The 2,097-nt window shown below is 73.9% G+C and carries 3 protein-coding genes; all 3 read right to left on the reverse strand.

Annotated elements, in window-relative coordinates:
* Positions 1-232 precede the first annotated feature (232 nt).
* Entirely contained in the window at positions 233-1,003 is a 771-nt protein-coding gene (locus tag ACRWK7_RS34345) for a YkgJ family cysteine cluster protein (RefSeq protein ID WP_431862223.1), read from the reverse strand.
* Between the two features lie 22 nt (positions 1,004-1,025).
* Entirely contained in the window at positions 1,026-1,502 is a 477-nt protein-coding gene (locus ACRWK7_RS34350; protein ID WP_431862225.1) for a YchJ family protein, read from the reverse strand.
* Between the two features lie 14 nt (positions 1,503-1,516).
* Positions 1,517-2,097: cation transporter dimerization domain-containing protein (locus ACRWK7_RS34355; RefSeq protein WP_431862227.1), on the reverse strand; the 581-nt coding region annotated here is incomplete at its 5' end.

Raw genomic sequence — 2,097 nt, forward strand, 5'->3', positions numbered from 1 at the left:
ACGGCACCTACCGAGCCCAGGCCACCGACACGGTCGGAGATCCAGTCCTCCTGACCATAGCCCCGCTGGATGGCCGGATCCTATCGGCACAGCGACAAGAGCGGCACTGAACGAGAACGACGTCCGCGCCGACATCCCGCTCCGCAAGGAGGTCGGCTCCAAGGCCAGTTGCGAGGCCTGCCACCGTCTGGCCGGAGAGGGCGGACACTGAGTGCCTGCTGGAGGCCACAGCTTACGGCGCGGCGGCGCGGCGGGCCATGCTGGCCATCTCCTTGCCCCAGGCCACGTAGTTGCGGTGGTAGTCGGCCAGCGCCGGATCCCCGGACGTGCGCGCGGCGAAGGCGGCCAGCACCGGCTCCTGCTGGGCCGCCAGGGCGGCCGCGTCCGGGCGCCGCGCCGCGGTCAGGAAGGAACTGAGGCTGGTCACCACCCCGCCGGCCGCCGGTCGCGCCGCCGCCTTCGCCAGGCTGTCGAGGATCCACGGCGTGTATTTCAGCGCGTACTCGGCGTAGACGCGCAGGACGGGGGCCTGACGCTGGAGCTGCTCGTGCTCTCGGTCGAAGTCGGCCGGCTCGACGATGCGGCGGTCGCGGTAGACCACCGGCGCCGGCGCCGACGTGTCGCACGCCCAGCCCTTGCGTGGGACCAGCATGTCCGCCTGGTCGGCCTCCTCGCGGTAGGGGTAGAACGGCATGGCGCGGCAGCGCGACGGCTTGCCCTCGTGGATGGCGCAGCGGCCGTCCGCGGCCAGCTCGGGACAGGGGAACGACGGCGGGATGTAGGCGGTCGGCGCGATGACCACGGCCAGCGTCTTGCGGTCGCGCAGCCGCACCGTGGTGCCCAGGCGCGCGGTGTGCGCGAACGCCCGGGCGCCCTGGCGCAGCGGCGTCCACACCATCGCCAGCGGAAAGCGCCCGGCGTGCGCCACCGCGTCGTCCAGCGTCAGCGGCAGCCAGCCGTGGCAACAGGCCCCGCACGCCGTGCAGGCGAACCGCTGTTCCATGGGCGCTTCTCCCTCCCGCGGCTCAGGCGCCGCAGCACTTCTTGTGCTTCTTGCCGGACCCGCAGGGGCACGGGTCGTTGCGGCCGATCTTGACCACGTGGCGCGGCGGCGATTTCGGGTTCACCTCGCCGTGCGCGTACAGCCACCGTCCGTCATCGCGGCGGAAACTGGCCCGCTCGTGGTGGGCGAGATCCTGGCCGTCGCGGCGGAAGCGGATGCGGAACTCCACCGTGGCGGTGCCGTCCTCGGCCTCCTCGGCGGTCAGCACGTCCAGCCCCTGCCAGTCGGCCTCGCCGGCCATCCGCTCCGCCTCGGCGCGGTTGAAGTCGTCGCGGATCTCGCGAGCGTGGGTGTTCTCGACGTGGTCGAGGTCGCCGCGCACGTAGGCGGTGTAGCGCGAGCGCATGAGCGCCTCGGCCGTCGGCGCCGGGGCGCCCGCGATGATCGGGCCGCAGCAGTCGTCGAACGCGCGGCCGGAGCCGCAGGGGCACTGGGTCAACGGATCGTCCTTCTTCAATGGGCCGGCTCGGCGTGGCCGACGATGCGCAGGATCGCCGGCCAGGACGAGCGGACCCGCCGCTCCACCCGGTCGATCGCCTCGTGCGCGTCGGCCACCGGCATGTCGGCGTCGGCGTGGCAATGGAAGACGACATAAAGCCGCCCGTCCGCCTCGCGCACCCGCAGGGCGTGGACGTCGTGCAGGCCGGGGTTCGCCGCCGCGGCCTCGGTCAGCTGGGCGCGGATCGCCGCGAGCGTCGCCGGGGCGGCGTCGCGGCTGTGCACCGGATGGCCGCAGCGCGGCTCGATGTGGGTCTCCACCTCGACGGCGTCGCCCAACTCGGCGCGGATCGCCGCCTCCAGCTCCGACGCCAGGGCGTGCGCCCCGGCCAGCGGCAGCGCCCCGTCGGCTTCGAGGTCGTAGGCGACCGACCACGCCTCGCCGACACGCTGCACCGTGATGTGGTGGACGGCGCGGCCGAGATGGCCGGCGATGGCAGCGACGCGTTCGGCGACCGTCTCGTCGTCGAGGGCGAGCGGCTGCGTGCGCACGCGCGGCTCGGCCTCCGGCATGGCGGCGCGGATGGCGGCGGCGA

The organism is Azospirillum sp. (genome assembly GCF_050789165.1).